The organism is Neorhizobium lilium, from assembly GCF_004053875.1.
Taxonomy (GTDB): Bacteria; Pseudomonadota; Alphaproteobacteria; order Rhizobiales; family Rhizobiaceae; genus Neorhizobium; species Neorhizobium lilii.
In genome coordinates, this window is the sequence record NZ_SBIP01000002.1 from 1,264,388 (window position 1) to 1,288,715 (window position 24,328).

Genomic DNA, 24,328 nt, shown 5'->3' on the forward strand with positions numbered 1-24,328 from the left:
CGATCACAGACTGCATCGACCAGACGATGCCCGGCTTGAACGGGCATGCCGATTGAAAGAGATGTTCATGCGCAAGAACCTTGCATCTGCGGGGCGTGTGACTGCCACATTTGTGTTGGCGGCCACCGCTTTTGCGATTTCCACTGTCTCGTCCGGGGCCGCCGACAGCGGCTACAAACTGGGCGTTATGGACAAGCTGCGCATCCGCGTTGCCGAGTGGCAGCCCGCGGATGGCAGCATCAAGAATTGGGACGTCGTCGGCGGCGAATACACGGTCGGCCCCTCGGGGGCGATCTCCATCCCCTTCATCGGCGATCTGGCGGCGGCGGGAAAGACCACCGGCGAGGTGGCCGGCGAAATCGGCGAGGAGCTGCGGACCAAGTTCGCCCTGCGCAATCTGCCTTCCGCTTCGGTCGAGGTCGCCGAGTTCCGCCCGGTCTTCCTGGCGGGAGATGTCGATAAGCCCGGCGAATACCCCTACTCTCCCCGGCTCACCGTGCTGAAAGCGCTGAGCCTTGCCGGCGGGCTGAAGCGCTCGGAGGCCGGGCAGCGCTTTGCCCGAGACTTTCTCAACGCTCAGGGCGAGGCAGCCGTCTACGATTCCCAGCGCGCCAGGCTGATCGCCCGGCGAGCCCGTCTCCTCTCCGAGGTGGGCAATGCCAAGGAAATCGAAATGCCGCCGGAGCTGAAGAATTTCAAGAATGCGCAGCAGCTGCTCGACAGCGAAGCCTCCCTGATGAAATCGCGCCGCGACCGTTACGAATTTCAGCTGAAGGCTTTGGCCGACCTGCGCTCTCTTCTGCAGAGCGAGGTTCAGTCGCTTGCCCAGAAGACGGAGACCCAGAAGCGGCAGCTGGAGATCGCCACCGACTCTCGTGACAAGATGTCCCGCCTCACCGAACAGGGCATTACCAACAACAATCGCCTGATTACCCTGGAAGAGCGGACTGCCGATATCCAGACGAGTCTTCTCGACATCGATACCAATGCGCTTCAGGCCAAACAGTCGATCAGCAAGGCCGACCAGGACGAGATCAATATTCGCAACGACTGGGTCGCCCAGCGTGCCAAGGAGCTTCAGGACACCGAAGCGGAGCTTGAAAAGCTAAGTCTGCAGCTGGGCACGAGCCGGCAGTTGATGACGGAAGCGCTTGCTCAGTCGGCCGAAGCGCTGAAATTCGATCCCAGCCGCCAGGCCGCGAACATCAAATACACCGTGGTCCGCGACGCAGGTCAGGGTGCCAAGGAAGTGTCCGTGGACGAAAACACGGAGCTTCAGCCGGGCGACGTGGTGAAGGTAACCTCCGAACTCCTGATGCAGTGAGGTCTGCCTCATGAAGATTGCGAGCTCGAGCTTCATCGATCCAAGACGAAACCAGATCTATGCGATGATGGCGGTCGCCATCTCCTTCTTCGTTTTCGCCTATTCGAGCCGCTTCGGACAGATCTCCATTCTTGCCTATTATGGTGCGTGGTTCCTGCTGGTTCTGGTGAACTATCGCAAAGCGCTCGGCAGCTATGGCAAATATCTCTGGATCTTCGGGTTCGGGCTGTTCTGCTTCGTGTCCGCCTTCTGGTCACCGGCCTTTGGCGTATCGCTGCGCACCGCGATCCAGTACCTGACCCATATCGCATGCGCCCTGATCGCCATGCGGGCCGTCAGCATCGAGAACCTCAGCAAGGGAGCGATCCTCGGCGTCGGCCTGGTGCTGGTCTATTCCATCGTCTTCGGCACCTACCTGCTCGATTCCATGGACGGCACCTTCGGCTTCGTCGGCGCCTTTTCCTCCAAGAACCAGCTCGGCTTCTTTGCCTCTCTCGGCATATTTTTCTGCTATGCAGGCGTGATGGTCTTCCGGCTGTGGGGCCTGTGGCTGCCCGTCATCGGCGTGGTGGCACTCTTCTCGGCCTATTGCCTGTTTGCCTCCCAATCGGCGACATCGGCGATCACCACGATCGGGGTCGTGGCACTTTGCATCGGCATGCAGTCCTTCATGATCTTTTCGCCGCGGCACCGGCGAATGTTCTTCGCGGCCGCCATGGTCATGGGGATAGGCGCCGTGGTCGGCGGTCTGCAATTCGGCGCCATGGATGCCATCCTCGGCCTCTTCGGCAAGGATTCGACCCTCACCGGCCGCACCTATCTCTGGCAGCAGGGGATCGCGATTGCTCAGCAATCGCCTTATCTCGGCATCGGCTATCAGGGTTTCTGGGTCCCCGGTTTCGCCGACGCCGAACGTCTCTGGGACGATTTCGGCATTACAGGAAAAAGCGGCTTCCATTTCCACAACACCTATATCGAGACGACGGTAGAAACCGGCGTGATCGGTGCCCTGCTTCTTGTCTTCATTCTGCTGACGACGCTGACCGGCCATCTGAAGCGATTGCTGACCTTCAACACCACCCCGGATTCACTAGTGCTGTTCGGACTGACCGGCCTGCTCCTGATCCGCTCCTTCGTCGAGATCGACATCATCAACCCCTATCAGGTCGGCTCCTTCCTGTTCTATTTCGCCGCCGGCAGGCTGGCGATCGCACCGCTCCAGGTCGCCGAGCCCCGCCGCGCCGCCGCCAGGACCGCGCCTGCCGGACTTCAGCCACGCTTTTGACGGCCTGACGCAGACTTGCCTTCGGGCAGAGGATACGAACCATGCCCACGCTTTATTCCATCCAGTATTTGAGGGCGCTCGCGGCGCTTGCCGTGGTCGTCTTTCATGCCGGGGAGCGAGGCGGGCTGCATTTCACCATCGGCGCCGCCGGTGTGGACGTGTTCTTCGTCGTCAGCGGCTTCATCATGATGGCGATCAGCGACAGCCGCCCCACCCGCCCGATGAGCTTTCTGCGCAACCGTCTCCTGCGCATTGCCCCTTCCTATTGGGCGGCGACCGCTGTCATGCTCTTGGGCGCGGTGATCGGCCTCTTCCCCAATCTCCGGATCGGCCTTACCCACACGCTGGCGTCCTTCCTGTTCATCCCCATGCAATCCCCCAGCAATGGAGAAATGTGGCCTGTGCTTGTGCAGGGCTGGACGCTGAACTACGAGATCTTCTTCTACGTGGTCTTTGCCGCAACGCTTTTCGCGCGGCCCGGCCTGAGGCTTGCCCTGCTTGGCAGCATCTTCGGCCTTCTCACGATTCTTGGCATGCTGTTTCGCCCAGCCGATCCGCTTGTCGCTTTCTACACTGCACCCGTCATTCTTGAATTCGTAGCGGGTGCGGTCATTGCAAAGCTGTGGCAGCGCGGCGCCCTTCCTCCGGCGTCCTTAGGGGCGGTCATGGCCGTGCTGGCGCTTGCCGGTTTTGCAACGATCCAGATCCTACGCATGGAGTTCGGCCCCTGGACCTGCGGACCTTTGGCCGTGATGCTGGTGATCGGCGCGCTGGCCATCGAAACCCGGGGCAAGCTGCCGCAGTTCCCGGCTCTGGCCTATCTGGGCGACAGTTCCTATTCCATCTACCTGTGGCACACGTTTGCAATCTCGGTAGCCCTCAAGGCTGCGGGCTCGCTTCCGCCGACACTGCTTCTCATCGTCTGCGTGATCATCGGGACGCTTGCCGGGATCCTCGCCTATGAGGGCCTGGAAAGACCGCTTCAGTTCCTGCTGCGAGGCAAGCGGTCGTCGCTCTGGCGCTTTCCCATCCGCCGCCGCGCATAGATCGGCGGCTCGTCGTTCTCGTCGGGATTTGGGATTGGATCCTCGTCCGGCAAACGATCGGGTTCCGGCTCGTCTATCGGCGGCAGAACCGGTACGGGCGGCACGGGCGATGTTGGATTGGGAACGGGTTCGAATGGGTCTTGAGCCATGGGATCTCCTTCATCGGGGGTCTCCCAAGTCAACCGCCGCCGGCCCCCATGGTTCCAGAGGTTCTCTGTCAGGCGAGACCGGCGCGGCGGGCGAGCATGGCCTCGACGGCCCCGAGAGCATCGTAGATCAGTACCGCCAGCGCCCCGACGATCAACCCGCCCTGCAGGACAAAAGCGAGATTGTTGGATTGCAGGCCGGCAATGATGACCTCGCCCAGGGTCTTGGCCGCGACGGTGGAGCCGATCGTCGCCGTTGCCAGACCGATCACCACCGACAGCCGGATGCCGCCGACGATGACCGGAAGCGACAGCGGCAGTTCCACCTTCAGCAGGCGCTGAATGCTCGTCATGCCGGAACCCTTGGCCGCCTCCATCACCGGGCGCGGCAGATTGGTCAGCGCCGTCAGCGTGTTCTCGAAAATCGGCAGCAGGCCATAGAGAAACAGCGCGATCAGCGTCGGCTTCTCTCCAAAACCGACCGCCGGCACGGAGAGGGCCAGAACCGCGACCGGCGGAAAGGTCTGGCCGATATTCACCAGGCTGCGGGAAAGCGGCAGAAACTCCGCGCCGAAAGGCCTCGTGACGAGAATAGCGAGCAGCACGGCGATCACGGTCGCTGCGACCGTTGCCAGAAACACCGTCCGCAGATGCAGGAGCGTGATGGTGAGCAGGCTGCCCTGATTGTAGATGGCGGGAGCATTGGGCTGCACCAGCGGCTTGAGCAGCGATTCGAAACTCTCCGGTGACAGCAGGAAGGCAAGCAGCACGACCAGCAGCAGGCCGCGCAACAGTCTCGGCACCCAGATGCTGACGAGGATCGTCGGCGTCATTTTGGCCTCGCCGCATGCTTCAGCAGCGCATCGAGCGTGATGCGTCCCACCATTTCACCTGTCTGCGAGATGACCGGGGCGGCCCTGCGCCCACTCCACATAAGCTCTGCGAGAGCTTCCTGCAGGCTGAGGTCTTCGGATATGGGTTCGCCCCCCGCCTCGCCCGGCTCCGTCGCGCCAGCAACGGTCGAGACCGCAAGCAGCCGGAAAGGTCGCTGCATGTCGCCGATCAGGGTCTGTACGAAAGGATTGGCTGGATGACGGACCAGTTCGGGCGGCGGCCCGTATTGCAGCACCCGCCCCTTGTCCATGACCGCGATCTTGTCGGCGAGGTGGAAGGCTTCGTCCATATCGTGGGTCACGAGTACGATCGTGGTTTCGAAATGCTTCTGGATTGCGAGGAGATCCTCCTGCGCCTTGGCGCGGATGATCGGGTCGAGCGCACCGAAGGGCTCGTCCATCAGCAGGACCTTCGGTTCCGCTGCCAGCGCCCGCGCCACGCCGACGCGCTGCTGTTGCCCGCCCGAGAGCTCGTGCGGATAACGGTTTGCGAACACCTTCGGGTCGAGCTGGAAGAGCGACAACAACTCCTCCACCTTGGCGTCCACGCGGGCCTTCGGCCACTCGAGCAGGTTCGGCACGGTTGCGATATTCTGCGCGACCGTGCGGTGCGGAAACAGCCCATGTCCCTGGATGGCATAGCCGATCCGGCGGCGAAGCTCATGGCCCGGGATAGAGCGGCTGTCCTCTCCATCCAGCCGGATTGCGCCCGAACTCGGCTCCACCAGTCGATTGATCATCCTCAGCAGCGTCGTCTTTCCCGAACCGGACGTGCCCACGATCACCGTGACCGTGCGCGGCTCCACGATCATCGACACCGTATCGACGACGGTGATATCGTCGTAGCGCTTGGTAATGGCGTCGATCTCGATCATGCGGATGTGGCCCTTTGCGGCACTGCGGAACTCATCTGGATCAGCGCGTCAAGAATGACTGCAGAGGCGAAGGCCAAAGCCACGGTCGGCACAGCACCGAGCAATACCAGATCCATGGCCGTCTGGCCGATCCCCTGGAAGACGAAGACGCCGAATCCGCCGCCACCGATCAGCGCCGCGATCGTCGCAAGCCCGATATTCTGGACAAGAACGATGCGGATTCCGGTGAGGATGACCGGCATGGCAAGCGGCAGTTCGACTTGGATAAGCCGCTGCCGGTCTGTCATGCCGATGCCTCGGGCGGCGTCATTGGCCTCGCGCGGCACGCCGGCAAGCCCCACCACGGTATTGGCGACGATCGGCAGCAGCGAATAAAGGAACAGCGCAACAAAGGCTGGCGCAGTACCGATGCCGCGTATGCCCATGGCCGCGGCGCCGGGAATGTTCGTCGCGATCCAGGCAAGCGGCCCGATAAGGATGCCGAACAGCGCGATCGACGGGATCGTCTGGATCAAATTCAGCGTGTTGAGCACCGTGGCTCGGATCGATGGAACCCGGTGGCAGAAAATGCCGAGAGGTAATCCAACCAGACAGGCCGACAGAAGCGAGCCGATGGCAAGCGTCACATGCTTGCCGGCTTCCGACCAGAAGACCTCGGACCGGCCAGCATATTCCTTCATGATCGAAAGCCCCGCCCAGAGATCGGAGGCAAAAATACCCCAGACCAGGAGTGCGAAGACGCCAAGGAACAGGAGCCGCATCCAGGGGGGCGGCTGGAGCCGGGTGATGGCATCGGCAGCCAGAAGCGCAAAGGCGAAGACCAGAACCCAGAACCCGGCGGCGGGCGAAACGCGCGCATAGCTGTTGCCCGGCGGCGTCAGCGCCCCGGCGGCAAAGCCGATGGCGAAAACGAGTGCGGCAAGTGCCGCAACGGCCCCGACAAGCCGGCTCCAGGCCGGCACCCGTATCAGCGCGATCAGGATTATGAACAGCAGCAGCAGCAGTAGCCCCCAGCCGCTGGCGCCGGGCAAGGACTCCAGCATGCTCTTTGCCTGTCCCTGCAGGATGCGGTTGGGCTTGAGCACCGCGAACGAGGCTGCGAACATGCCGTAAAGCGCGATCAGGCCGATAACGACGCCAAGCTTGTCGATGCGGATGCTCAAGCCACGCTACCACTTCCTGAAGAAAAAGCCGGGCACGGCGCCCGGCTCGATGGCATCTTGGAGCCGAAGGCGGATTACTTCAAGAAGCCGTTCTTCTTGAGGAAGTCTTCCGCAACCGCCTTGGCCGGCTCGCCGCCCACCTGCACGCGCCCATTCAGGTCCTGCAGGGTGACGAGGTCGAGTTTTTCGAACACTGGCTTCAGCAAGCTCTCGATGGTCGGGTTCTTCTTCAGAATCTCTTCGCGAATGATCGGCGCCGGCTGGTAGACAGGCTGCACACCCTTGTCATCTTCCAGAACCACGAGACCGGACGGCGCAATCCCACCATCCGTGCCATAGACCATGGCGGCATTGGCGCCATTCGTCTGGTTGGCGGCTGCACCGATGGTGGCAGCCGTGTCGCCACCCGACAGCGTGATCAGCTGGTCGGGCTTCAGGGTGAAGCCGTAGGTGCTCTGGAAGGCCGGCAGCGCAGCCGCGGAGTTGACGAATTCCGAAGACGCGGCCAGCACGATCTTGCCGCCGCCAGCCACATATTTGCCGAGGTCGGACAGCGTCTTGAGTTTGTTGGCATCGGCCACGTCCTTGCGGACTGCAATGCCCCAGGTGTTGTTGGCCGGCGACGGCGTCAGCCAGACGATCTTGTTCGCGTCATAGTCCAGCTTCTTGACGGTCTCATAAGCCTTGCCCGCATCCTTCCAGGCCGGATCGTCGCCCTTTTCGAAGAAGAAGGCACCGTTGCCGGTATATTCGGGGTATATGTCGATCTCGCCAGCCGTGATGGCCTTGCGCACGACCGGCGTCGCACCGAGCTGGATGCGGTCGGTGGCATCGATCTTGTTGGCTTTCAACACCGCAAGGATGATGTTGCCCAGCACGCCTCCTTCGGTGTCGATTTTGGAGGATACGACCACCTGTGCCTGCGCCATGGTGGCTGAAACGCCAAGCGCCAATGCGATACCTAAAAGCTTCTTCTTGAAGAACATGACAGACCTTCCTCCGGATCGGGGGCTGAAGTGCAAAACAGCGTGCGAAGCTATTTAGGGCGGATTGAAGCAAAGGACGAGATCCGGACATGGGGATTTATATCCCCGCCGCGTCTGTTCAGTGGATGCGGCCTTTGACGATGACGTCCAAGCGATGGAGCGCTTCAGGTTAATCGACTGGTCCTAACAGACCCGGCGGCCGTCCTGCCCGAAGACGTGGCTCTTGGAGGGATGGAAGGAGAGCGGGATAGTTTCGCCGATCCGTATCGGCCGCTGGCCTTCCAGCAGAACTGTGGCCGGCTGGCCGTCCTGGGTGCTGGCATAGACGACTGTCGAGCCGCCCAGGTGCTCTACCAGCTGCACGGAAGCCGAGCCGAGCGATAGGGCATTGTCTTGCGGCTGGATATGTTCCGGCCGCAGCCCGAAGGTCAACGGCTCGCCTTCCCTTGCCGCAAGTGGTTTCTGAAGCTCAATCCGCTGCCCGGCGATTTCGATCGTGCGATGGGAAGCATCCGTCTCGTCAAGCTTGGCCGACAGGAAGTTCATCTTGGGCGAGCCTATGAAGCCAGCCACGAACTGATTGGCAGGGTCGTTGTAAAGATCGAGCGGACGCCCGGCCTGCATGATGCGCCCATCGCGCAGCACGACGATCTTGTCGGCCATCGTCATCGCTTCCACCTGGTCATGGGTGACATAGATCATGGTGCTGCCGAGCTGCTGATGCAGCTTGGAAAGCTCTACACGCATCTGCACACGCAGTTCCGCATCGAGGTTGGAGAGCGGTTCGTCGAAGAGAAAGATCCGGGGCTCGCGAACGATCGCACGGCCGATCGCCACGCGCTGCCGCTGCCCGCCGGAAAGCGCCTTCGGCTTGCGCTGCAGAAGCGGCCCGATCTGCAGGATGTCCGCAGCTTTTTTCACCCGCGCATCGACCTCCGGCTTCTTCATGCCAGCCGTCTCGAGCCCGAAGGACAAGTTCTTGTAGACGCTCATATGCGGATAGAGCGCGTAGGACTGGAACACCATGGCGATGCCGCGCTTGGATGGGGCCGTCTCGTTGACCCGCTCACCGTCGATGCGCAGCTCCCCGCCAGAAATCTCCTCAAGCCCTGCGATCATCCGCAGAAGGGTGGATTTTCCGCAGCCCGAAGGCCCGACGAAGACCGTGAACTCTCCCGGCTCGATCTTCAAATCCACGCCATGAATGACGGGCAAGGCGCCGTAGCGCTTCTGGATCTTCTCAAGCGTGATACCGCTCGCCATGTCAAACTCCTCCCACTGACCGGTGCTTCAAGGCCGCCAGCTGTGATATTTCGGATGGTCCTCGGCAATCGGCAGGACCACATCGGAATGCGTGTCGTTCGAATGGTAGATGGCCGTAACCAGCTCCAGCGAGCGGCGCGCATCCTCGCTGGTCACCGGTGGCGCCGCTCCTGAGACGAGCGCGCCATAGAAAGCTTCCATCTGTCCGTTGAAGCGCCGTCCGACGGGCGGGCTATCGGCCAGAAGCGCGTCGATCGCCTGCCGCACCTCGTCGCTGACAGGCACGATCCGCCAAGGTCCGTCGCCCGGCGAATAGGCCTCGTGATTGCTCTCGAAGGTGACGTGTTCGAAGGCGATATGCAGACGGCTGATCTCTTCCGCGGCTCCAAGCGTCGCCGTCAGGGAGGCAAGCGCGCCGTTCTGCATCAACAGGCTGGCGGAGACGCAATCCTCCACTTCGATTGCGTTGACGCGTGTCTCGGCCCGCGCGAAGACCCGCTCGATCGGACCGAGAAGATAGGTCAGCATATCGTGCAGATGGATGGCATGCGTCATCAGAACACCGCCGAGCTCGGTCGCCCACCGCCCGCGCCACGGGTTGTCGTAATAGTCCGCAGTGCGCCGCCAGAAGGTTTCGGCGGTTGCCGCATAAGGCTTGCCGGCCAGGCCGCTATCGATGATCCGCTTTGCTTGCGCCACTCCCTCGCCGTAGCGATACTGGAAGATGGGCATCAACAGGCCTTTGGAGTTTTTCTCCGCCAGACGAACCTGATCCACCTCGGCGAGAGACCCGGTCAGCGGCTTTTCGCAGACCACATGCTTGCCCGCGGCAAGCGCCTGCAGCACGAGCTTGGTGTGAACGGCGGGCGGCGTGCAGATATCGATGATGTCGATGTCCGGATCGCTCATCAGCTCGTCGGATGAACGTGTGCGGCGGGAAACGAAGAACTCGTCCGCAACCGCGTTGAGGCGCGTTTCATCGAGATCGCAGAGTGCGGCGACCTCATACTTGTCTGCATGCGGCAGATAACCTTCCACGATATGCGAGCGGCCGATGCCGCAGCCGATAATGCCGACCTTGAAGCGCTTAGACATTCTGGGCTCCTTCGGCCTTGGCCTGAGCCTTCAGCGCCAGCTCCATCGCGGCAAAGCAGCGGCTCTGGGGCATGGCCGTCTCGGTACGGTTGCGGATGTCGGACAGCAGCTGCGCTCCATAGGGCAGCGGCAGGGCCGAACAATCCATATGGGTGACGCCCTTCGAGTCCGTCAGGAAAAGATGGTCGCCGCCCGACCGGCCAGCGACATCAACATATTTTCTAAGTTCGATCATCCCTTCGGTGCCGGTGATGAAGAGACGACCATCGCCCCAGGTGGACAGGCCCTCCGGCGTGAACCAATCGACACGGATGAAACCCGTAGCATCGGGTGTTGCAAGATGGATGTCTCCCGTATCCTGCAGGCCGGGCCATTGCGTATGCGCCCGATTGCCGACGCTTGCCGACAGGATCTCTGCGCTTTCGACACCCGTGAAGAACAGGAACTGTTCGCACTGGTGCGAAGCGATGTCGACAAGGATGCCACCGTAGCGCTTACGCTCGAAGAACCACTCTGGTCGCAGGGCCGGGCGCATCCGATGCGGCCCAAAGCCGGCCGTGGACACGACCTTGCCGATCGCGCCGGATGCGACCAGTTCCCCGGCTCGCACGGTCGCCCGGTTCTCGAAATGCTCCGAGTAAAGCACGGAAAAGATGCGGCCGGTCTCCGCCTGGACCAGGCGCAGTTCCGCCAGATCTTCCAGTGTCGTCATGCCCGGCTTGTCGGTCATCACATCCTTGCCGGCCCGCATCGCTTCAAGGGCAATCCGTGCCCGCTGATCCGGGATGGCCGCCGTGACGATGAGCTCGATCGCCGGATCGTCCAGCGCACGGCGTGGGTCGTCATAGCGTTTTGCCTGCGGGTATTTGGCCGCGAACTCTGCCGCGAGGTCATCCTCCTGCGCATAAAAGCCGGTAAATTCGGCTCCGGCATCGAGCAGGCAGTTGGCTTGCCCGAAGATGTGGTTGTGGTTGATGCCGATCACGGCAAAACGGACAGGTGTCATGGGATCACTCTTTGTATGGGTCAGCGCTTCATGCCGGTGGTTGCGATGCCTTCGATCAGCAGCCGCTGGAAGAACAGGAAGAACAGGAAGACGGGAATGAGCGAGAGGTTGGACATGGCAAACAACGCCGTCCAATCGGAACTGCCGGTGGAATCCACGAACGACCTCAGCCCCAGCTGCACCGTGTAGGTGTTGATATCGCTAAGGTAGATCAGCGGCCCGAAGAAATCGTCCCAGGTCCAGATGAAGGAGAAGATCGCCGCCGTCGCCAGAACCGGCAGCGATAGCGGCAGCATGATCTTCCAGTAGATGCGGAAAGGGCTGCAGCCATCCATGACAGCCGCCTCGTCCAGTTCCTTGGGGATGCCGCGGAAGAACTGCACCATCAGGAAGATGAAGAAGGCATCGGTCGCCAGGTATTTCGGCACGATCAGCGGCAGCGGCGTGTTCACCCAGCCGAGGTGCAGGAACAGGATATATTGCGGGATGAGCACGACGTGATAGGGCAGCATCAGCGTGCCGAGCATCAGCGCGAACCAGAAATTGCGTCCGGCGAAGCGCAGGCGCGAGAATGCAAAGGCCGCAAGCGAGCAGCCGACGACATTGCCGATCGTGGCCAGCACCGAAATCACCAGCGAGTTCCAGAAGAACCGGCCGAAGGTGACCTGCAGGCCGCTCCAGCCGCGAACATAGCCGCCGAGATCGAGCGCCGAAGGTATAAGCGAGGACGTGCCGAAAAGCTCTTCCTGTGGCCGGAACGAACCGGAGATCATCCAAAGGATGGGATAGAGCATGCCGAACGAACAGAGGATCAGCACCGCATGAAGCAAAATCGATTTGAATGCAGAGCGCTGGACCTTCGGGGGCGCCAGGAGGGCGTGAGTTGCATCAGTCATCGTAGTGCACCCAATAGCGCGCGCCGAGAAACGAAAAGGCGGTGAACAGCGAGATGATGATGACGAGGATCCAGGCGAGTGCCGACGCATAGCCCATCCGGAAGAAGCCGAAGGCCTCCTGATAGAGGTAGAGCGTATAGAACAGCGTCGAGTTGATGGGACCGCCCGTTCCTTCCGAGATGATGAAGGCAGGCGTGAAGGCCTTGAAGGCCTCGATCGTCTGGATCACCCCGTTGAAGAAGATGACCGGGGTCAGCAGCGGCAGCGTGATCTTGAAGAACTGCCGCGCCTTGCCGGCACCGTCCATCTGCGCGGCCTCGTACATATCCGTCGGGATCTGCCGAAGACCGGCCAGGAAGATAATCATCGGTGAGCCGAACTGCCAGATCGACAGCATGACAAGCGTATAGAGCGCGTAGTCGGGATTGGAGATCCAGCTCGGTCCCTCGAAGCCGAACAGCTGCCACAGCGCCATGTTGATGAGACCGTCCGATGCAAAGAGCTGCCGCCACAGCACGGCGATCGCAACGCTCGAACCAAGCAGCGAAGGCAGATAGAAGATCGCGCGATAGAGCGTCAGGCCTTTGATGCCGCGGTTGAAGGCCATGGCGACCGCCAGTGCAAAGGCCAGCTTCAGCGGCACGGAAAGGATCACATAGGTAAAGGTGACCTGCATGGCAGCGCTGAATTTCGGATCATCCGTGAGGATGCGTACATAATTTGCCGCGCCCACCCAATCAGGCGATTGGAGCAGGTCGTAATTGGTAAAAGACAGATAGAGTGAGGCGAGCGCTGGACCGAGCGTCAGCCCGAAAAAGCCCAGCAGCCACGGCAACAGGAAAACATAGCCTGCCGCATTGCGTTCCAGGACACCCCCGAACGCTCCTCGGCTCCGGAGAGCCGCCGGGCGGCTCTCCTTCGACAGGATCTCGGAATGAAGCGCCATGGGCTACTTCCGCGACAGGGTGCGCGTGGCTTCGCTGACCATGCGCTCGCCGCCCTCTTCCGGGGTAATGCGTCCGAACGCGACCTCTTGGCTGACCCTGGTCAGCACGAAAGCGAGCTCGCCCGCACCCTGCGGCGGGTTGATCGGCAGCGGGTCGACCGCCGGTGTAATGGCGGCAATATATTCCACCATGGCCTTGCTTACTTCATCGAGCTTGGTCGTCAGCTGATCACGCATGGCCGTGGAGGCAGGCACGCCGCGTTCGACGCCCAGCAAATCCACCCCTGCCGGGTTGGCAACGAGAAAGTTGATGAAGTCCACGGCGTTCGGCACATTCTGGCTCGTGGCCGATACACTCATCAGCATGGACGGTTTGAGATAATGTCCAGACGGTGAGGACGCACTGACCTTTGGATAGGCCGTGAGCGCGAGTTTGGCCTTGTTGAGCGCCTGATAGCCCACGAACTGATTGGAATGCGCAAAGGCGGTCGCTGCCTTGCCTGTCGTCAGCGCGTTGCTTTCGATGTTGAGCTGGTCGAGCGCCTGCACGTCGGCTGGAACACAGCCTCCGCCCTTGCGCATGTCCTGCCACATCTTGAACCAGGCGGCGACGTCGGCCGGCTCGTAGCCCAGCTGGCCATCCGCGGCAAACAATGCCTTCTTGTTCTGCCGCAGATAGTTTTCGAAGCTCGGCTCAAGCCCGCTGGCATCGGCCGTTGCGAAATAGCCGGGCTTTGGCTTCTTCTTGCCGAAGGCGATCGCATTTTCGGCGAACTCCTCCCAGGTCTGGCCCATGCTCGGAGCCTTGGCGCCGGTCTTCTCCCAGGCGGCCTTGTCGTAGATCACGACACTGGAGTTGACCCCCAGATTAACGCCGAAGAGCTTGCCATCGACACGGCCAGAATCCACATTCGCCTTGCCGAAATCGTCGATCTTGAGCGCCTTGCCGATATAATCGTCGAGCGGTGCAAGCGCGCCGCGCCGCGCATACTCGAAGATGTAGCGGTAATCCATCTGGATCACGTCGGGGGCATTTCGGCCCGCGACTTGGGTCGCCAGACGCGGCCAGTAGTCGCTCCAGCCAGCGAACTCGCCGGCTATCGTGATGTCTGGCTTCACGCCCTTGAAGGCGGCGATCGCCTTGTTGGTGCGGTCTGCACGCTCCTGAGAACCCCACCAGATCATCCGCAAGCGAGCCGCCTGGGCGAGAGCCGGGGTATTGAAAGCCGCCAGCGACAGGACCGAAAGTCCGCCCCAAAGCACGCTTCTCCTGTCAAGCACCATAGGCATTGGCAACTCCTCCCTAATGACTGCCAATTTACGATGACTGCAAACGGCATATTGCCGTCTTATAACTATGTGGTTACATGGGAACACCGAAGATAAAACATGTCAAGCGGGATTTGTGCAGTGAGCGACACCGCCAAGGAAGCCATTACCGACACCGCAGAGTCGGAGAAACCAAAACGGCGTCGCAGCATTTCGCAACCGCGAAATCCGGAACGCACACGCGCCGCCATTCTGGAGGCAGCACGTCGGGAAGTCGCCGCCAAGGGTCTGGCAGGTGCCCGAGTGGATGTCGTCGCACGCCGGGCCGGAACCAATAAGCGTATGATTTATCATTATTTCGGTGACAAGGACGCCCTCTATCTCGCCGTTCTGGAAGATGCCTATCGCAACATTCGGCATGCTGAGCGCCGACTGGATCTCGCCCACAAGCCTCCCGCCGAGGGCCTGCGCGAACTTGCCCTCTTCACCTGGCACTATTTCCTCGATCATCCTGAATTCCTTAGCATTCTTGCAACCGAGAACCTCAACCAGGCCCGCTATCTGCGCCAGTCCAAGGTGGTCGCGGAAATGCACTCCAATTTCATCTCCGAGCTGAAGGATGTGTTGCAGCGCGGTAGCCGCGACGGCGTGTTTCGGGCAGGACTGGATCCGGTCGATGTTTATTTAACGATCGCGTCCCTTGGCTATTTCTACCTGTCGAACCGCTTCACCTTATCCACGATTTTTCAGCGAGATCTGGTTGCGCCTGCCGAATTGGAGCGCTGGGGTCAGCATATTGTCGCGACCGTACTAGCCACGGCTTACGCCTGAATGCGACGGGAACCGCGCCTCGGCTGAGCTTCTACATCGTTGAAAAAAGACGCTTGACAGACTGCCGTCTTCGTAGTCTCAAATAACCAGATAGTTACAACTGCGTGCGGATTGGGCGGAGGAGGCCGCTTGATCCTCGGCAGTCCGCGCTGGCTCCCTGGGAGAGCCTGCGGCAGCCGCACCCGCTTCTGTTTGCACATCTAGGCCGGTGCCATTGCACATGGACAAGCCGGCGATCGGGAGGAGGAACATCATGAAGCGTCTTGGCATCATCATGCACGGCGTCACCGGACGCATGGGATATAATCAGCACTTGGTAAGGTCGATTCTGGCGATCCGCGCCCAGGGCGGCCTCACCTTGAAGAATGGCGAGAGACTGATGGTCGATCCCATTCTGGTCGGGCGCAACGCCGCCAAGATCGAGGAACTCGCCAAGCGTCACGACATACCACGCTGGACGACGGATCTGGACGCGGCACTGGCAAACCCGGACGACACGCTGTTCTTCGACGCCGGGACGACACAGATGCGCGCCGAGCTGCTGACCAAGGCGATCCATGCCGGCAAGCACGTCTATTGCGAAAAGCCCATTGCGGACAAGGTGGAGGATGCGCTCGCCGTAGCGCGGTTGGCCGAAAGCGCGGGCATCAAGCACGGCGTCGTACAGGACAAGCTATTCCTTCCCGGCCTGCGCAAGCTTGCGATGCTGCGGGATTCCGGCTTCTTCGGCAAAATCCTATCGGTGCGCGGCGAGTTCGGCTACTGGGTATTCGAGGGCGACTGGCAGCCGGCCCAGAGGCCGTCGTGGAACTATCGCCTGAAGGATGGTGGCGGCATCATTCTCGATATGCTCTGCCATTGGCGATATGTGCTCGACAATCTGTTCGGCCCGGTAAAGGCGGTGAGCTGCCTTGGCACGACCCATATTCCAAAGCGCGTCGACGAACAGGGTAATGCCTATGAGGCCGATGCGGACGACGCCGCCTACGCGACTTTCGAGCTGGAAGGCGGCGTCATTGCGCAGATCAATTCCTCCTGGGCCGTTCGCGTCCGCCGCGACGATCTGGTTACATTCCAGGTGGACGGTACGCATGGATCGGCCGTGGCCGGCCTTAGCAAATGCTATATCCAGCCGCGCACGGCGACGCCAAAGCCGGTCTGGAACCCGGACCAGCCGCAGACCATCGATTTCTACAAGACCTGGCAGGAAGTGCCCGACAACATCGTCTACGACAACGGCTTCAAGGCGCAGTGGGAAATGTTCCTCCGCTACCTCGCGGAAGACGGCCCCTGGCCTTATGGGCTGATGGAGGGCGTCAAGGGCGTGCAGCTTGCCGAACTCGGGCTCCAGTCCTGGCGGGAACGCCGCTGGCTCGACGTTCCCGCCATTATGTGAGGAACTGACCATGACGTCTCTCTCGCTCCCCAATCCGGATCGGACCATCATCCCATACACGATGACCGGCACGCCGATCCCGTTCCAGAAGCGTCAGGCACGGGACTTCAACCGGGTCGCTTTCGCTGCCGCCCATGTGGTTGCCGATCCACTGGCGGACAACGATCCCTGGCTGACGCCAGCCATAGACTGGGAGGCCACGCTACGCTTTCGCCATCGTCTCTGGGATCTGGGGCTGGGCGTGGCGGAGGCCATGGACACGGCACAGCGCGGCATGGGCCTTACCTGGCGCGACGCGCAGGAGCTTATTTCCCGTTCGCTGAAGGAGGCTGCCAGCCGCGACGATGCGCTGATTGCCTGCGGCGTCGGCACGGATCATCTCGAAGACAAGGTCCATGACCTCGACGCCATCGTTGCCGCTTACCAGGAGCAACTCGACTTCGTGCAGGGCCAGGGCGGCCGGGTGATCCTGATGGCAAGCCGGGCGCTTGCCCGCAACGCTGCCTCGACCGAGGATTATCTCTCCACCTATTCCCGTGTCCTCTCAAGCGCGCGGGACAAGGTGATCATTCACTGGCTGGGCGAGATGTTCGATCCCGCCCTTGCCGGCTACTGGGGCTCTTCGGATCACATGCAGGCCATGGAAACCTGCCTCCAGATGATCGCCGAAAATAGCGACAAGATCGACGGCATCAAGATCTCCCTGCTGTCCAAGGAGAAGGAGATCGTCATGCGCCGCCGCCTGCCCTCGGGCGTGCGGATGTATACCGGCGACGATTTCAACTATGCCGAACTGATCGCCGGCGACGGACAGGGATATTCGGATGCCCTGTTGGGGATCTTCGACACAATTGCGCCAGCAGCCTCACAAGCTCTCGCAAGCCTCAAGCGCGGCGCCGATAACGAGTTCTTCGATATCCTGGAACCGACGGTGGCACTGTCCCGCCACATCTTCAAGGCGCCGACCCGCTTCTACAAGACCGGCGTCGTCTTTCTAGCCTATCTGAACGGGTTGCAGGACCATTTCACCATGATCGGCGGCCAGGAGAGCACGCGCTCAACGCTGCATTTCACCGAACTCTTCCGCTTGGCGGACAAGGCCAACGTCCTGTCCGATCCAGACATGGCGGCCGCGCGGATGAAGACCTTCCTCGCAGTTCGAGGCATAAATTGAGATGGGTAGCCAGCGGCGTTTGAAAGTTCGGCAGGCGGAAATCCGCGAAAGACGTCTCTCCATGCGGCTGCCTTTCCGCTTCGGTGCGGCAACCGTACAGGAGGCTTCGCAGATCTTCCTGGCTCTGGAAGTTGCAGATGAAAACGGGCAGGTTGCCACCGGTTACGCAGCCGAGCTCATGGTTCCGAAATGGTTCGACAAGAACCCAAGCCTCAGCAATGCTGATAACGAAGCGCAGCTGCGCCGCTCGCTTGCTGTCGCCGTCGACCTTGCAACTGCCGCCGAGCCTCTGACCGCCTTCGGCCTGCATGCAGCGATCGAGCCGTCGCAACATGGGATCTGCGAAAAGCAAGGCCTTAACGGGTTGATCGCTTCCTTCGGGCTGGCGCTGGTGGACCGCGCCGTCCTCGACGCGCTCTGCCGGATAAACGATGTGCCGGTGCATCATGCGATTGCCGCCAACCTGCCGGGTATGGACGCGTCCACGACGTCCGACCTTGCGGGCTTCGACATCCCGGCCTTCCTGAGCGGGCTCAAGCCTGCGTCCTTCCTTCATCTGCGCCATACCGTGGGGTATGCGGATGCCCTGACGGCGGGAGAAATGAAAATAGCTCGGTTGGACGACGGTCTTCCGGAATGCTTGGAAGAGGAAATCCGTACCTACGGCATCGAGTATTTCAAGATAAAGCTCTCGGGGAACCCCACCGCCGATCTTGAGCGCCTGCGGGCGGTTGCAGCTGTTTTGGACCGGCTGCCGCACTACCGGGCGACCATGGATGGCAATGAACAATTTGCCGATGGGGCTGCGGTCGCCGATCTACTTGACCGCATAGAAGCGGAGCCGGCGCTTCAGCGCCTAAGGGCCTCGCTCCTCTTCATCGAACAGCCGATCGCGCGGGCTAACGCGCTGTCCACGTCGGTTGCGGGGCTTGGCTCGAGGATCGCGCTGGAGATCGACGAATCCGATGGCGACCCGGACGCCTTCCTGCGCGCCCGGGCTCAAGGGTACAAAGGAATATCGTCCAAATCCTGCAAGGGCTTCTACCGGGCTCTGCTGAACGCCATGCGGGTAACGCTCTGGAACGGGCAGGACGGCAGCGGCTACTTCATGTCTGCAGAGGATCTCACCACCCAAGCCGGCATTGCCCTGCAGCAGGATCTGGCTCTCGCTGGCCTGCTCGACCTCGGGCATATCGAACGCAACGGCCACCATTACGTCGATGGCATGAGCGGAGCGAGCAGCGCGGAAGTTCAGGCTTGGTCGAGCAGCCATGGCGACCTTTACCACCGGACTGACGGCGGCAGGCTGCGCCTCAAGGTGGAACGGGGTCGCCTTGCCTTGGGCTCCGTTAACCGTGCTGCCGGCCTCGGCTTTTCCGAGCATGCGGCCCAGGCGACCTTCGCCAGTTTATGAACCAGAGAAATCCGATGGAGGAGCTTGGCATGTCACTGGAGAATCTATCGATCAATTTCGCGACCGTGCGACAGGCCGGCTCGTTTGGCGAGATCGTCGATGCGTGCCTCAGGCACGGCATCACCTCCATTTCCCCCTGGCGCGAGCACGTAGCCCAGGCAGGCCTTGCGGAAGCAGCCCGCATCGTTGCCGAAAATGGCCTGCGGGTAACGGGCCACTGCCGCGGCGGCTTCTTTCCGGCGATCGACGCGGCCGGTCGGCAAGCCGCCATCGAGGATAATCTTCGCGCCATTGACGAAGCAGCGGCACTGAACGCCAACTGCCTGGTCGTGGTCGTCGGCGGGTTGCCCAAGGGCTCCCGGGACCTGCCCGGTGCGCGGCAGATGGTCGAGGATGGCATGGCCGAGATACTTCCCCATGCGCGCCAAGTGGGCGTCAAGCTTGCTCTGGAGCCCTTGCATCCTTTCTACGCGGCCGAACGCGCCTGCCTGAATACGCTGAAGCAATCCCTCGATCTCTGCGACCGGCTGGGCGAAGGAACCGGGGTTGCGATCGATGTCTATCATGTATGGTGGGATCCGGAGCTGGAAGAGCAGGTTGCGCGTGCGGGCCGGAACCGACAGATCCTGGCGCACCATATTTGCGACTGGCTTGTGCCCACCGCCGATCCGCTCAACGATCGCGGCATGATGGGCGACGGGGTCGTGGACCTCGGGCGCTTCCGCGCCATGATCGAGCGCGCTGGCTTCCTTGGGCCGCAGGAGGTGGAGATATTTTCGCATCGCTGGCAGGCGCGTCCGGTAGACGAAGTCCTCGGCATCATCGTTGAGCGCTACGACAGCGTGTGCCAGGCCGACACCGCTGCGTAATTGAATTCGGGAGGAGAACGACCATGTCACAGGCGACACAGAGACGGCGCTATGCGCTGGTCGGCACCGGCAATCGAGGCACCACGATGTGGGGTCGCGAACTGCTGAACGGCTGGAGCGAATATGTCGAGCTCGTCGGCATCTGCGACGTGAACCTGATGCGGGCGGAGCGCGCCCGCACCATGATCGGCTCCGACGCACCGCTTTATGCCAATTTCGATCGCATGATGGCGGAGCTTCGCCCCGACCTGGTGATCGTCTGCACGCCGGACGACACACATGACGACATTATCGTGCGGGCGTTGGAAGGCGGTGCGGACGTCATCAGCGAGAAGCCGTTGACCACGACCCGCGAGAAGATCGCCCGCATCCGCGATGCAGAGGCCCGCACCGGACGGCGCGTCGACGTTTCCTTCAACTACCGCTTTTCCCCGACGGCATCGCGCATCAAGGAACTGATCGAGGAAGGAGCGATCGGCGACATCACCTCCGTGGACTTCCACTGGTATCTCGACAACCAGCATGGAGCCGATTACTTCCGCCGCTGGCATGCTTTCACCGCCCGCTCCGGCAGCCTCTTCGTGCACAAGGCGACGCACCATTTCGATCTTCTGAACTGGTATCTGGACTCCGATCCGGTCGAGGTAAAATCCTTCGCGCAGCTGCTGCATTACGGGCGTAACGGTCCCTTCCGCGGCCCGCGTTGCAAGCTCTGTCCGCACAAAATCGAGTGCCCCTATTACCTCGACCTTGCCGCAGACCCCTTCCTGGACGCGCTTTACGAGGACCCATCCACGGTCGATGGCTATGTGCGCGACGCCTGCGTCTTCCGCGAAGAGATCGACATTCCCGACACGATGACGGCGACGATCCGCTATCGCAACAATGTTCAGGTTTCCTACTCGCTCAACACCTATATGCCGATCGAAGGGCATCATATTGCCTTCAATGGGCACAAGGGACGTATCGAGCTTCGGCAATTCGAGAAGCAGCCCTGGACGGAGCCTCCAGCCGACAAGATCCTGCTGGTGAAAAGCTTCGGCGGCGGTGTGGAACGTATCTGGATCCCGCATGAGCCGGGTGGCCATTACGGCGGCGACAACCGTATGCGCGACATGATCTTCAAGCCCGGCTCCAACGACCGACTGCGGCAGCGCGCCGGTTCGCGCGCCGGCGCCATGTCCGTCCTGTGCGGTATTGCCGCCTTGGAAAGCGCCCGTGAGGGCGGCACGGTGGAAATCGATCCGCTGGCCGTCTGGTAGACTACTTCCGAACAGAGGTTTCGGCGCAACGCAGCTTTAAGTCAGCAACCATTCGTACGCTGGCGTACGAAAATGATTTCTTGTCACTTTTGCAGGAACAGGCTTTGATCGACCGGGTTTCGACTTGAGACAGGAGAGTCAAATGTCCGGACCGAATCGGTATTCAAGACTGGAAGCTGAGCTGATAGAACTCATGCCGGCTTTGCGAAAGTTTGCGCGGAGGTTCTATTCCTCGTCCACGGATATAGACGATCTGGTGCAGGAAACCCTCCTTAAGGCGCTCAGCAATATCGATAGGTTTGAGGAAGGTACGCGACTCAAGTCGTGGATGTTCACGATCATGCGGAATAGCTTCTGCACGAGATTTGGTCTGGCTAAGCGCGAGCATGTGGGGTTTGACGATGCGCTTGCGCGCCGTTCCGTTGTTCAGCCCCATCAGGAATGGTCGGTACGCGGCCATGAACTCGAAGCTGCGATTTCCAATCTTCCGGAGAGATACCGCACGGCGATCGATCTTATCTTTATCCAGGGCGTAAGTTACGAGGAAGCCGCGAAACGCTGCGATTGCCCCGTCGGCACGGTTAAGAGCCGCGTCAACCGCGCCCGGGAAAAAATCACACTTCAGCTGGGTGATTGACGATACTACTGGAGGCGGTCCGGTTCACCCTTCCAAAGTGCCTTTGCAATTTTACCGAGTTCCGTTGGCTTTTCACAGAGAGAAAAGCCCGTGAATTGCCGGGGAATAAAAGCCGGATCATAGCCGGTGGCAAAAACGAACGGAACATTCATCTCCTCCAGCCGCTCGGCGACCGGAAAAACAAATTCATCCCCCAGGTGCACGTCAAGGATTGCAGCATCGATATCATTGGTATCGAGTAGCTCGATCGCATCTCCAACATTCGCCGCTGGGCCGATGACCGTTGCCCCAAGCTCGGTTAGTCTGCGCCGAACCTCATCGGCCAGGAAATACTCGTCCTCGACTACGAGGATTCGTTTGCCGGCGTAGAGATCAAGAAATGTCTGGTCGCTGTTCACATGTCCTCGCTAGGGTCTCGAGAAATCCGGAGCCCCGTTCCCCGGCACGGACCTCGGCCAGGACGGAATCAGCATGGGTCAAACGTATCACGCTCTTTGCGATATGAATGCCTCCATTCCGACCGCCTAACATGCACTGCTCGACTTAGTTGCCTTCATCGACCACTGGCAAGACAGAACGTTCAAAACAATCACGGCCGTTATAGCTGGTAACCATTCTTCATATACGAGACGGGAACGGCAAGCGCTTGATGCAGACGCTTACTCGCCAACGCCGGCTGTCTTGAGAATGCCGGATGAGCGGCGTGCCACCATGTCTTCCAGGGTCATGGTGTCGAGTACGGCAGAAATGGCATCGCGCACCTGCGTCATTGAATGACGGATCTGACAGTCGTCGGGAAAGTCGCAATCGTCGCAGGGCTCGAAAGCCGTCTTGCTGGCGCAGCGGATAGGCGCAAGCGGGCCGTCCAGGATGCGCACGGCATGGCCGATATAGATCTGCGAGGCGGGTTTGGAGAGCGCATAGCCGCCGCCCGGTCCCTTCTTCGACCGAAGGATGCCGCCCTTGCGCAGCTCCAGCAGGATGGCGTCGAGGAACTTCTTGGAGATATTGTTCTGGATCGCAATCTCGCTGACGAAGGCCGTCTTGCCGGGCTCCAGCTGCGCCAGATGCACGAGAGCCTTCAGCCCGTATTTTCCCTTTTTCGTCAGCATCGCAAATCCAACCACGGCCAGGCGGCCACTAATCCCGCCTTGCAATGCCGAGCGATACAGGAGTCAGGCCAAAGCTTCAACCAAAGTCCGGCCGAAACGCCGACGATGTACCATTGGCGGCACTTCATATCGCCGAGTGTTGCGAGCCTGCGACGGATTTAAGCATCGTATGCGGCAGAGCCAATGGTGCCGGGAGCGAGGGTGAAGCACGTCTCAGCAGCCGGTCGAGAAAGTGACGACCCTGCGGCCAGGGGCCGAAACCGCTCGCGACATTGATATGGCCGGCAAAGCCGATCGTCGTCAGTTCGCTGTCCCAGCTTGCCACATGCCGCTCCAGCTGTTCGATGCTCATATAGGGATCGTCGAGGCTGCCTATGACGAGGTTTGGAAACGGCAGCCGATCCAAGGGCTCATCCCCGAACCGCACCATGCAGGGATGAAGCCGTTGCACCGCTTCCAGCGAGCAGGGGGCGACCAGAAGTGCGCCCTTGATTTTCCCGGCCGGTCGGGCGGCATAGCTGGCGGCCAGCAGGCAGCCGAGGCTATGGGCAACAAGAAGGGCGCCGTCCGTTTTCGACAGCGCCTCGTCAAGTCTTTGCTGCCAATCCCCAAGAACCGGACAGGCCCAGTCGTCCTGCTCCACCACCACCGCCTGCGGATCGTCTCTCGCCCAATGCCTTTGCCAATGATCATCCGTCGAACCGTTTAAGCCGGGGATGAGAAGCGTCGTGATCATCGCAGACCTCATTTGCAACCTTGCCGACAGACAGAAGATAGGAAAACAGCGCCGTCCCGTCGGAGAAGAGCCATCTAAAATCTACAACAAAGATAGATTTCTTTGCCTCGTGAGAGACGGCTGCTGCCGTTAGAGTTCACGCCAGACATCACCAGATAACGGAAACAGCGATGACCACTTCATTCCCTGCAAGGCTTGCCCCGACCGGCGAGATCGCGGCTGTTTCCAGCTTCCGTTGTTGTCTCGGCTTCGCGTCACGAATGTGCGCCTGGTCCTTACCAGGTGCTGACGAACAGGGACGACAACGAGGTTGGAGCCAAGACCATGCAGAGACAGGTTATTGAATTTGGTGGATTGCCGGTCGGCATCGCCGTACCGGATCAGGGAGAACTGCGGTTCATCGCAGTCAAGTTTCATGTCATCGACCTGGACGATCAACGATTTCCCAGCATCGGCGAACTGAAACTCGCCATTCGCGATCATCTTCGGTCCGGACAAGCGATCGCCGCGTGAGGCGTTCGGAGCTGCTTTGCCTAGACAGCCCTACCCTTCAAATGATGTCGTATCGGCTGACCTGACTGGGAGCCTTTAGGAGCTGTGACACCGCAGTTTCCGAACAGCGTTCAATCGATGCGTCTGGAATCTGAGCCGGCAGCCTTGGCATGGAGATGATTTGGCTCCACATCCAGATCAAGCGCCGGTGA

General features: G+C 60.8%; 24 protein-coding genes. 11 read left to right on the top strand and 13 right to left on the bottom strand.

Going from position 1 to position 24,328, the window contains the following annotated elements:
- Positions 1 to 67 precede the first annotated feature (67 nt).
- From EPK99_RS12315 to EPK99_RS12325, 3 genes are read left to right on the top strand one after another with little or no spacing between them, the layout of a single operon-like run.
- Entirely contained in the window at positions 68 to 1,324 is a 1,257-nt protein-coding gene (locus EPK99_RS12315; protein WP_128443298.1) for a polysaccharide biosynthesis/export family protein, read from the top strand.
- A 10-nt stretch (positions 1,325 to 1,334) separates the two neighbouring features.
- A complete protein-coding gene (locus EPK99_RS12320) occupies positions 1,335 to 2,609 on the top strand; it encodes an O-antigen ligase family protein (RefSeq protein ID WP_128443299.1) in 1,275 nt (424 codons plus the stop codon).
- Between the two features lie 41 nt (positions 2,610 to 2,650).
- Positions 2,651 to 3,655 carry an acyltransferase family protein gene (locus tag EPK99_RS12325; RefSeq protein WP_128443300.1) on the top strand — a complete coding sequence of 335 codons (1,005 nt, stop codon included), beginning with the start codon at positions 2,651 to 2,653 and terminating at the stop codon, positions 3,653 to 3,655.
- A 217-nt stretch (positions 3,656 to 3,872) separates the two neighbouring features.
- Here EPK99_RS12325 and EPK99_RS12335 read toward each other — a convergent pair whose 3' ends face one another.
- The 10 genes from EPK99_RS12335 to EPK99_RS12380 form a co-directional block, all read right to left on the bottom strand.
- Positions 3,873 to 4,634, bottom strand: a complete 762-nt coding sequence (locus tag EPK99_RS12335; protein WP_128443302.1) for an ABC transporter permease — start codon at positions 4,632 to 4,634, stop codon at positions 3,873 to 3,875.
- The gene (locus EPK99_RS12340; protein WP_128443303.1) at positions 4,631 to 5,569 is read right to left on the bottom strand and encodes an ABC transporter ATP-binding protein; all 939 of its coding nucleotides are present in this window, start codon (positions 5,567 to 5,569) and stop codon (positions 4,631 to 4,633) included. Before EPK99_RS12340 ends, EPK99_RS12335 begins: the two co-directional genes overlap by 4 nt.
- Complete coding sequence (locus EPK99_RS12345; protein WP_128443421.1) at positions 5,566 to 6,675, bottom strand: ABC transporter permease; 1,110 nt, start codon at positions 6,673 to 6,675, stop codon at positions 5,566 to 5,568. Before EPK99_RS12345 ends, EPK99_RS12340 begins: the two co-directional genes overlap by 4 nt.
- Before the next feature lie 131 nt (positions 6,676 to 6,806).
- Positions 6,807 to 7,718, bottom strand: coding sequence for a glycine betaine ABC transporter substrate-binding protein OsmF (osmF, locus tag EPK99_RS12350; RefSeq protein ID WP_128443304.1), 912 nt, complete (start codon positions 7,716 to 7,718; stop codon positions 6,807 to 6,809).
- Between the two features lie 183 nt (positions 7,719 to 7,901).
- Positions 7,902 to 8,981, bottom strand: coding sequence for an ABC transporter ATP-binding protein (locus EPK99_RS12355; protein WP_128443305.1), 1,080 nt, complete (start codon positions 8,979 to 8,981; stop codon positions 7,902 to 7,904).
- Between the two features lie 27 nt (positions 8,982 to 9,008).
- Positions 9,009 to 10,076 carry a Gfo/Idh/MocA family protein gene (locus tag EPK99_RS12360; RefSeq protein ID WP_128443306.1) on the bottom strand — a complete coding sequence of 356 codons (1,068 nt, stop codon included), beginning with the start codon at positions 10,074 to 10,076 and terminating at the stop codon, positions 9,009 to 9,011.
- Positions 10,069 to 11,082: a Gfo/Idh/MocA family protein gene (locus EPK99_RS12365; RefSeq protein ID WP_128443307.1), complete on the bottom strand. Its 1,014-nt coding sequence runs from the start codon at positions 11,080 to 11,082 to the stop codon at positions 10,069 to 10,071. Before EPK99_RS12365 ends, EPK99_RS12360 begins: the two co-directional genes overlap by 8 nt.
- A gap of 20 nt (positions 11,083 to 11,102) precedes the next feature.
- A complete protein-coding gene (locus EPK99_RS12370; RefSeq protein ID WP_128443308.1) occupies positions 11,103 to 11,978 on the bottom strand; it encodes a carbohydrate ABC transporter permease in 876 nt (291 codons plus the stop codon).
- Positions 11,971 to 12,924 (bottom strand): carbohydrate ABC transporter permease, encoded by a 954-nt coding sequence (locus EPK99_RS12375; protein ID WP_164901759.1) that lies wholly within the window; start codon positions 12,922 to 12,924, stop codon positions 11,971 to 11,973. Before EPK99_RS12375 ends, EPK99_RS12370 begins: the two co-directional genes overlap by 8 nt.
- Positions 12,925 to 12,927: 3 nt before the next feature.
- The gene (locus EPK99_RS12380) at positions 12,928 to 14,214 is read right to left on the bottom strand and encodes an ABC transporter substrate-binding protein (RefSeq protein WP_128443309.1); all 1,287 of its coding nucleotides are present in this window, start codon (positions 14,212 to 14,214) and stop codon (positions 12,928 to 12,930) included.
- Positions 14,215 to 14,313: 99 nt separating this feature from the next.
- Between EPK99_RS12380 and EPK99_RS12385 the strand changes: the two genes are divergently transcribed.
- The 7 genes from EPK99_RS12385 (at position 14,314) to EPK99_RS12415 (ending at position 21,776) form a co-directional block, all read left to right on the top strand.
- Positions 14,314 to 15,024, top strand: coding sequence for a TetR/AcrR family transcriptional regulator (locus EPK99_RS12385; protein ID WP_128443310.1), 711 nt, complete (start codon positions 14,314 to 14,316; stop codon positions 15,022 to 15,024).
- A gap of 253 nt (positions 15,025 to 15,277) precedes the next feature.
- A complete protein-coding gene (locus EPK99_RS12390; protein WP_128443311.1) occupies positions 15,278 to 16,420 on the top strand; it encodes a Gfo/Idh/MocA family protein in 1,143 nt (380 codons plus the stop codon).
- A gap of 10 nt (positions 16,421 to 16,430) precedes the next feature.
- Positions 16,431 to 17,594: a dihydrodipicolinate synthase family protein gene (locus EPK99_RS12395; RefSeq protein WP_128443312.1), complete on the top strand. Its 1,164-nt coding sequence runs from the start codon at positions 16,431 to 16,433 to the stop codon at positions 17,592 to 17,594.
- A 1-nt stretch (position 17,595) separates the two neighbouring features.
- On the top strand, positions 17,596 to 19,008 hold the full coding sequence (locus EPK99_RS12400) for an enolase-like domain-containing protein (protein ID WP_128443313.1): 1,413 nt from the start codon (positions 17,596 to 17,598) through the stop codon (positions 19,006 to 19,008).
- Positions 19,009 to 19,037: 29 nt separating this feature from the next.
- Entirely contained in the window at positions 19,038 to 19,877 is an 840-nt protein-coding gene (locus EPK99_RS12405; protein WP_128443314.1) for a sugar phosphate isomerase/epimerase family protein, read from the top strand.
- A gap of 23 nt (positions 19,878 to 19,900) precedes the next feature.
- Positions 19,901 to 21,139, top strand: a complete 1,239-nt coding sequence (locus EPK99_RS12410; RefSeq protein WP_128443315.1) for a Gfo/Idh/MocA family protein — start codon at positions 19,901 to 19,903, stop codon at positions 21,137 to 21,139.
- 142 nt (positions 21,140 to 21,281) lie between these two features.
- Entirely contained in the window at positions 21,282 to 21,776 is a 495-nt protein-coding gene (locus tag EPK99_RS12415; RefSeq protein WP_128443316.1) for a sigma-70 family RNA polymerase sigma factor, read from the top strand.
- A gap of 5 nt (positions 21,777 to 21,781) precedes the next feature.
- Here EPK99_RS12415 and EPK99_RS12420 read toward each other — a convergent pair whose 3' ends face one another.
- From EPK99_RS12420 to EPK99_RS12430, 3 genes are all read right to left on the bottom strand, one after another.
- Complete coding sequence (locus EPK99_RS12420) at positions 21,782 to 22,174, bottom strand: response regulator (RefSeq protein ID WP_128443317.1); 393 nt, start codon at positions 22,172 to 22,174, stop codon at positions 21,782 to 21,784.
- A gap of 261 nt (positions 22,175 to 22,435) precedes the next feature.
- Positions 22,436 to 22,888 (bottom strand): RrF2 family transcriptional regulator, encoded by a 453-nt coding sequence (locus EPK99_RS12425; RefSeq protein WP_128443318.1) that lies wholly within the window; start codon positions 22,886 to 22,888, stop codon positions 22,436 to 22,438.
- A 124-nt stretch (positions 22,889 to 23,012) separates the two neighbouring features.
- Complete coding sequence (locus tag EPK99_RS12430; protein ID WP_164901760.1) at positions 23,013 to 23,624, bottom strand: RBBP9/YdeN family alpha/beta hydrolase; 612 nt, start codon at positions 23,622 to 23,624, stop codon at positions 23,013 to 23,015.
- A 324-nt stretch (positions 23,625 to 23,948) separates the two neighbouring features.
- Between EPK99_RS12430 and EPK99_RS12435 the strand changes: the two genes are divergently transcribed.
- The gene (locus tag EPK99_RS12435; protein WP_128443320.1) at positions 23,949 to 24,137 is read left to right on the top strand and encodes a hypothetical protein; all 189 of its coding nucleotides are present in this window, start codon (positions 23,949 to 23,951) and stop codon (positions 24,135 to 24,137) included.
- Positions 24,138 to 24,328: the final 191 nt, after the last annotated feature.

Coding starts and splice junctions, on each gene's coding strand:
- EPK99_RS12315 (WP_128443298.1), top strand. CDS start 68: ATGCGCAAGAACCTTGCATCTGCGGGGCGTGTGACTGCCACATTTGTG.
- EPK99_RS12320 (WP_128443299.1), top strand. CDS start 1,335: ATGAAGATTGCGAGCTCGAGCTTCATCGATCCAAGACGAAACCAGATC.
- EPK99_RS12325 (WP_128443300.1), top strand. CDS start 2,651: ATGCCCACGCTTTATTCCATCCAGTATTTGAGGGCGCTCGCGGCGCTT.
- EPK99_RS12335 (WP_128443302.1), bottom strand. CDS start 4,634: ATGACGCCGACGATCCTCGTCAGCATCTGGGTGCCGAGACTGTTGCGC.
- EPK99_RS12340 (WP_128443303.1), bottom strand. CDS start 5,569: ATGATCGAGATCGACGCCATTACCAAGCGCTACGACGATATCACCGTC.
- EPK99_RS12345 (WP_128443421.1), bottom strand. CDS start 6,675: ATGTTCGCAGCCTCGTTCGCGGTGCTCAAGCCCAACCGCATCCTGCAG.
- osmF (WP_128443304.1), bottom strand. CDS start 7,718: ATGTTCTTCAAGAAGAAGCTTTTAGGTATCGCATTGGCGCTTGGCGTT.
- EPK99_RS12355 (WP_128443305.1), bottom strand. CDS start 8,981: ATGGCGAGCGGTATCACGCTTGAGAAGATCCAGAAGCGCTACGGCGCC.
- EPK99_RS12360 (WP_128443306.1), bottom strand. CDS start 10,076: ATGTCTAAGCGCTTCAAGGTCGGCATTATCGGCTGCGGCATCGGCCGC.
- EPK99_RS12365 (WP_128443307.1), bottom strand. CDS start 11,082: ATGACACCTGTCCGTTTTGCCGTGATCGGCATCAACCACAACCACATC.
- EPK99_RS12370 (WP_128443308.1), bottom strand. CDS start 11,978: ATGACTGATGCAACTCACGCCCTCCTGGCGCCCCCGAAGGTCCAGCGC.
- EPK99_RS12375 (WP_164901759.1), bottom strand. CDS start 12,924: ATGGCGCTTCATTCCGAGATCCTGTCGAAGGAGAGCCGCCCGGCGGCT.
- EPK99_RS12380 (WP_128443309.1), bottom strand. CDS start 14,214: ATGCCTATGGTGCTTGACAGGAGAAGCGTGCTTTGGGGCGGACTTTCG.
- EPK99_RS12385 (WP_128443310.1), top strand. CDS start 14,314: ATGTCAAGCGGGATTTGTGCAGTGAGCGACACCGCCAAGGAAGCCATT.
- EPK99_RS12390 (WP_128443311.1), top strand. CDS start 15,278: ATGAAGCGTCTTGGCATCATCATGCACGGCGTCACCGGACGCATGGGA.
- EPK99_RS12395 (WP_128443312.1), top strand. CDS start 16,431: ATGACGTCTCTCTCGCTCCCCAATCCGGATCGGACCATCATCCCATAC.
- EPK99_RS12400 (WP_128443313.1), top strand. CDS start 17,596: ATGGGTAGCCAGCGGCGTTTGAAAGTTCGGCAGGCGGAAATCCGCGAA.
- EPK99_RS12405 (WP_128443314.1), top strand. CDS start 19,038: ATGTCACTGGAGAATCTATCGATCAATTTCGCGACCGTGCGACAGGCC.
- EPK99_RS12410 (WP_128443315.1), top strand. CDS start 19,901: ATGTCACAGGCGACACAGAGACGGCGCTATGCGCTGGTCGGCACCGGC.
- EPK99_RS12415 (WP_128443316.1), top strand. CDS start 21,282: ATGTCCGGACCGAATCGGTATTCAAGACTGGAAGCTGAGCTGATAGAA.
- EPK99_RS12425 (WP_128443318.1), bottom strand. CDS start 22,888: ATGCTGACGAAAAAGGGAAAATACGGGCTGAAGGCTCTCGTGCATCTG.
- EPK99_RS12430 (WP_164901760.1), bottom strand. CDS start 23,624: ATGATCACGACGCTTCTCATCCCCGGCTTAAACGGTTCGACGGATGAT.
- EPK99_RS12435 (WP_128443320.1), top strand. CDS start 23,949: ATGCAGAGACAGGTTATTGAATTTGGTGGATTGCCGGTCGGCATCGCC.